The 6,067-nt window shown below is 74.0% G+C and carries 1 protein-coding gene; it reads right to left on the bottom strand.

What is annotated here, in order from left to right:
* On the bottom strand, window positions 1-6,067 hold a 6,067-nt coding region (locus tag IG75_RS0135385; protein WP_030525716.1), incomplete at both ends, for a type I polyketide synthase.

Below are 6,067 nucleotides of genomic sequence, written 5' to 3'. Positions count from 1 at the left end.
CACCTCCTCCAACGCCGCCGCGAACACCGGGAACACCGCGGCCAGCTCCCGGCCCATCCCGGCCCGCTGCGCACCCTGACCGGTGAACAGGAACGCCGTCTGCCCCGGCACGGACGAGCCCTCGAGCGGGCCCGGCGCGCCGGCGGCCACCTGCGCGAGTCCGGCCGTCAACTCGTCGCGATCCCGCCCGACCACCACCGCGCGCCGGTCGAGCAGCGCCCGCGAGCCGGCCAGCGACCGGGCCACCGACCGGATATCCGCCTCCGGGTGAGCTTCCACCCAGGTCAGGAGTCGCCGCGCCTGGTCCCGCAGTGCCGGTTCCGATTTCGCCGAGAGCACCCACGGCACCGCCGCGATCTCGGGCAGCCCGCCCGCGGGCTGCCCGGCCACCGTGGCCGGGGCGGGGGCCTCCTCGAGAATCACGTGCGCATTGGTTCCGCTGATCCCGAACGACGAGACGCCGGCGCGGCGCACCCGCCCGTTCGCCGGCCACGGCCGCGGTTCGGTCAGCAGCCGGACCGCTCCGGCCGACCAATCCACATGGGGGCTCGGCTCGTCCGCGTGCAGGGTCCGGGGCAACGTCTCGTGCCGCAGCGCCTGCACCATCTTGATCACCCCGCCGACGCCCGACGCGGCCTGGGTGTGCCCGATATTCGATTTGAGCGCGCCCAGGCACAACGGCTCGCCCGCGCGGTCCCGGCCGTAGGCGGCCAGCAGCGCGTGCGCTTCGATCGGATCGCCGAGCGCGGTCCCGGTGCCGTGCGCCTCCACGACGTCGATATCGGCGGGCCGAACCCCGGCATTCGCCAGCGCCGCCGCGATCACCCGCTCCTGGGAAGGGCCGTTCGGCGCGGTCAGGCCGTTGCTGGCGCCGTCCTGGTTGATCGCGCTGCCCCGGACCACCGCCAGGACCTCGTGGCCGAGCCGCCGGGCATCGGACAGGCGTTCCACCACCAAGACCGCCGCGCCCTCCGACCAGGCCACCCCGTCGGCGGCCGCGGAGAAGGATTTGCAGCGCCCGTCCCGGGCCAGCCCCCGCTGCCGCGAGAACTCCTGGAACACCATCGGTGTCGCCATCACCGTCGCCCCGCCCACCAGCGCGAGCGAACTCTCCCCCGCCCGCAGCGCCCGGCAGGCCAGATGCAGCGCGACCAGCGACGACGAACAGGCGGTGTCCACCGTGATGGCGGGGCCTTCCAGACCCAGCGCGTAGGCCACCCGCCCGGACACCACACTGCCGACCGCGCCGGTGACCACATAGCCCTCGACCTCGGGTCCGGCCTGCCGGGTGACGGTCTCGTAGTCCTGGTACATCACGCCCGTGTAGACACCGGTATCGCTGCCGCGCAGCGAGACCGGGTCCAGACCCGCGTGCTCCAGCGCCTCCCACGACACCTCGAGCAGTAGTCGCTGCTGCGGATCCATCGCCGCGGCCTCCCGCGGGCCGATCCCGAAGAACCCCGCGTCGAAATCGGCGGCGTCGTAAAGGAATCCGCCGCGCCGCGCGTACACGGTTCCGGGTTTGCCCGGGTCCGGATCGAACAGCCGCTCCAGATCCCAGCCGCGATCCGCCGGGAAATCACCGGTCGCGTCGTCCCCGGCGGCCACCAGATCCCACAGATCCGCCGCCGAACCCACCCCGCCCGGGAAGCGGCATGCCATCCCCACGATCGCGATCGGCTCGTCCACCGGCACCGGCCGGCCCGGCTCGGCGCGCCGCGTCGCGGTGGTATCGGGTGCTTGCGGCTCGATCCGGGACAGGACGAAGCGCGCCACCGCGGCGGGCGTCGGATGATCGAACACCAGGGTCGACGGCAACGGCACACCGGTGGCCTCGGCCAGCCGGTTGCGGAACTCCACTCCGCCCAGCGAATCGAATCCGATCTCGTCGAAACGCTTTTCGGCCCCGATCTCGGCGGCCGACGCGTGCCCGAGCACCGCGGCCGCCTGGGTGAGCACCACATCCAGGATCTGCGCCGCCGGCAGTCCGGCCGGCCGGACTGCCGGCGCGCCGGTCGCCGCGCCGGTTCGGGCCGTCCGGCGGGCGTACCCGCGCAGTACGGTGGGCAGCGCACCCGGATCGGACTGTCGCCGTATCGCATTCGGGTCGAAGGCCAGCGGTACGAGCCCCGCTTCGGAGCGCCCGGCGGCCAGGTCGAACAGGCGAACCCCCTCGGCCGCGCCGAGTTGTTCCAGCCCCATCCGGCGCCACCGCGCCAGCGCGATCCGATCGAGCGCACCGGTCATCCCGCTGCCCTGATCCCACGGACCCCAGGCCAGCGACACTCCGGCCAGCCCCGCCGACCGGCGACGCTGCGCCAGCGCGTCCAGGTAGCCGTTGGCCGCGGCATAGTTGCCCTGGCCCGCCGAGCCGATCAACCCGGCCACCGACGAAAAGAGCACGAACGCCGAGACCTTCCGGTCCCGGGTCGCTTCATCCAGGTTCCGGGCGCCGTCGACCTTGGGTGCCAGCACCCGGTCGACCTGCGCCTCGGTCAGCGTTCCGACGGTTCCGTCCGCGAGTACTCCGGCCGTGTGGACGACCGCCAGCGGCTGCCCGGGATCGATCCCGGCGACCAGCTCCCGCACCGCGGCGCGGTCGGTGACATCGCAGGCGACCACCCGCACCCGCGCGCCGGACCGTTCCAGTTCCGCGACGAGTTCGGCGGCCCCTTCGGCGGCCGGCCCGCGCCGAGAGGTGAGCACCAGCCGGCGCACCCCGTGCGCGGCGACCAGGTGGCGCGCGAACAGCGCACCCAGGCCGCCGGTCCCACCGGTGATCAGCACGGTCGCCTCCGCGAAGTGGGGCGGTTCCGTACCCGTTCCGGGCGCCTCGCTCCGGGTGAGCCGCGGGACCAGCGCCTCGGCGCCGCGCAGCGCGGTCTCCGGCTCGCCGCTGCCCAGCACCGTGCGAATCCGGCCGAGGTCCACCGGGCCGTCCGGCTCCGCGTCGACCAGCACGAACCGTTCCGGATTCTCCGCCTGCGCCGAACGAACCAGCGCCCGGACCGCGGCGGCCGCGGGGTCGGCGACCTCACCGCGCAGCCCCGCACCGCCACTGGTGACCACGACCAACCGGCTGCCGGAGACGGCGCTCTCGGCGAGCCAGGCACGCAGCACGGCGAGGGCCGCGTACACCCGGGCCCGCACCCGTTCCGGTTCCCCGGCCCGGTCCTGCTCCACCGGTTCGGCCGCCTGCCACACCACCGCGTCCGGGATCTCTTCCGCCGTGGCGAGCGCGGCCACCGACGCCCAGCTCTCCTCGACTCCGGCTACCGTCGTCTCCCCGAGCACCGCCACCGATACCGCCGGTTCGGCGGATGCGGCCACCGGTTCCCAGCTCACCTGGTACAGATCGGCCCCACCGGTCGCGCCGGCGCCGAGCGAGGCCACCGCGACCGGCCGCAGCGTCACTCCGGCGGCCGTGATCACCGGCGTGTTCCGCACGTCCAGCAGGGTCAGCGTGATCCGGCGCTCGCCCGCGACGGCCTCGGTCACCCGCAGCCGGACCCGCGCCGCGGCGGCGCCGGAACTGTGCAGCTCGACGGTGTCCCACGAGTAGGGCACCAGGATCTCGCCCGGGCCGGCGAGTTCGACTACCCCACCGAGGAGCAGCGCGTGCAGGGCCGCGTCCAGCAGCGCCGGATGCACACCGTAGCGGGCCGCGGAGTGCGCCGTCGGATCGGGCAGTGCCACGTCGGCGAATATTTCGTCGCCGCGCCGCCACAGCGCGGTCAGCCCTCGGAACTGCGGCCCGTAACCGTAACCGCGGCCGGCGAGTTCGAAGTATCCGTCCTCGACCGCCACCGGCTGCGCGCCGGCCGGCGGCCAGCTCTCCGGGGACGGCACCGGTTCGGCCGGCACCGCGGACTCCGCGACCAGCGTCCCCGTCGCGTGCCGCACCCATTCGGCTGGCTCGGCGGAACCGGCACGCTGGGGCCGGGAATGCACCGATACCGCCCGCGCGCCCCGAGCGTCGGGCTCACCCGCGCGCACCCGCAATTCCACCGCGCCCCGCGCCGGCAGGATCAGTGGCGCGGTGATCACCAGCTCGGTCAGCAGTGGACTGCCGGTCAGTGCGCCGAGGTGCAGCGCCCATTCCACGAACGCGGTGCCCGGCACCAGGACGGCACCGCCGATCATGTGGTCGGCCAGCCAGGGCTGCGCCGAGTGCGACAACCGGCCGGTCAGCACCACGCCCTCGGTATCGGGCAGCCAGACCGCCGCGCCCAGCAGCGGATGGCCGGCTTCGGCGAGCCCCGAGGCCACCACATCACCGGAGTTGCCCGGGGTCAGCCAGTACCGGCGGTGTTCGAACGCGTAGGTCGGCAGCGGGACCCGTCCCGGCGCCGTGCCGGCGAACAGCGGACGCCAGTCCACCTCCGCGCCCGCGGTGTGCAGCCGGGCCAGCGCCGTCACCAGCTGGGCCGTCTCGTCGGCCGAGCGGCGGACCGCGGCCGTCACCGCGACAGCCGGCTCGGGTGCCGCGGTCTCGGCCAGGCATCCGCGGACCATGGCCGCCAGGACCGCGTCCGGGCCCACCTCCACGAAGCGGCGGACCCCCTGGGCGAGGGCGGTCGCCACCCCGGGCGCGAAACGGACGCAGCCGCGCACCTGGCGCACCCAGTACTCGGGGTCGGTCACCGCGTCGCCCGCCGGTTCACCGGTCAGGTTGGACACGATCGGCAGCAGGGGTTGCCGGTAGGTCACCCCCTCTGCCACCGCACGGAACTCGCCCAGCATCGGATCCATCCGCGCCGAATGGAACGCGTGACTCACCCGCAACCGGTTCGTCCGCACCCCCGCGTCGGCCAACTCGCGTTCGATCTCCGCGATCGCCTCGGCATCACCGGACAGCACCGTCGAGGACGGATCGTTGACCGCGGCCACGGAGACACGGCCGGCACGCCCCGCGATCGCGTGCACGGCAGCTACCTCGCCGACCGCGACCGCCAGCATCGCCCCACCCGCCGGCAAGGCCCCCATGAGCCGCCCGCGTGCCGCCACCAGCGCACACGCGTCCGGCAGCGACCAGACTCCGGCCACATAGGCGGCGGCGAGTTCGCCGATCGAATGGCCGATCAGCAGATCCGGTGTCACCCCGAATGATTCGAGCAACCGGAAGAGCGCGACCTCGAACGCGAACAGCGCGGGCTGGGTGAATTCGGTCCGGTTCAGCGTGCCGTCGGGATCGGTGAACATCAGCTCCCGCAGCGAGCGTCCGAGCAGCGGATCGAACTGCGCGCAGATCTCGTCCAGCGCCGCGGCGAACACCGGGAAGGCATCGTGCAGCCGCGCGCCCATACCGGCACGCTGCGCCCCCTGACCGGTGAAGAGGAACGCGGTACCGCCGGATACCGCCTGTCCGGTCACGATGCCGGCCGGCCCGGAACCGGCGGCGAGCTCCGCCAGCAGCGAAACCAGTTCTTCCCGTTCGGCGCCGAGCACCGCGGCGCGGTAGGGGAACCGGGCACGGGTCTCGACCAGGGCGCGGGCCACGGCGGACAGGTCGATGCCGGCCCGCTCACCCAGCCACTGCCGCAGCCGCTCCGCCTGCGCCCGCAACGCCTCCGGCGATTTCGCCGAGATCAGCAGCGGGAGCGGCCCGGCGGCGGCCCCAGGCTCCACATCGCCGGGCACCGTCGCGGCCGGCGCCTCCTCGAGGATCACATGGGCATTGGTCCCGCTGATCCCGAACGACGAGACACCGGCGCGGCGGACCCGCTGCCCGGCCGGCCACGGCTCGGCGTCGGTCAGCAGCCGCACCGACCCGGCGGACCAGTCCACATGGGGGCTGGGCGCGTCCACATGCAGGGTGCGCGGCAGTGTTTCGTGCCGCAGCGCCGCCACCATCTTGATCACCCCGCCGATACCGGCCGCCGCGACGGCATGGCCGATATTCGATTTCAGCGAGCCGATCCGCAAGGGCTCGTCGCGACCGGATCCGTAGGCCGCGATCAGCGCCTGTGCCTCGATCGGATCACCCAGCGTCGTCCCCGTCCCATGCGCCTCCACCGCATCCACATCCGCCGGCACCAACCCCGCATCCGCCAACGCCGCCGCGATC

Origin of the sequence: Nocardia rhamnosiphila NBRC 108938 (assembly GCF_000720425.1) — a bacterium.
In the GTDB taxonomy this organism is placed as follows: domain Bacteria; phylum Actinomycetota; class Actinomycetes; order Mycobacteriales; family Mycobacteriaceae; genus Nocardia; species Nocardia rhamnosiphila.
The sequence above is the reverse complement of the archived record's forward strand: the minus strand, read 5'-3'. Positions and strand labels throughout refer to the sequence as shown.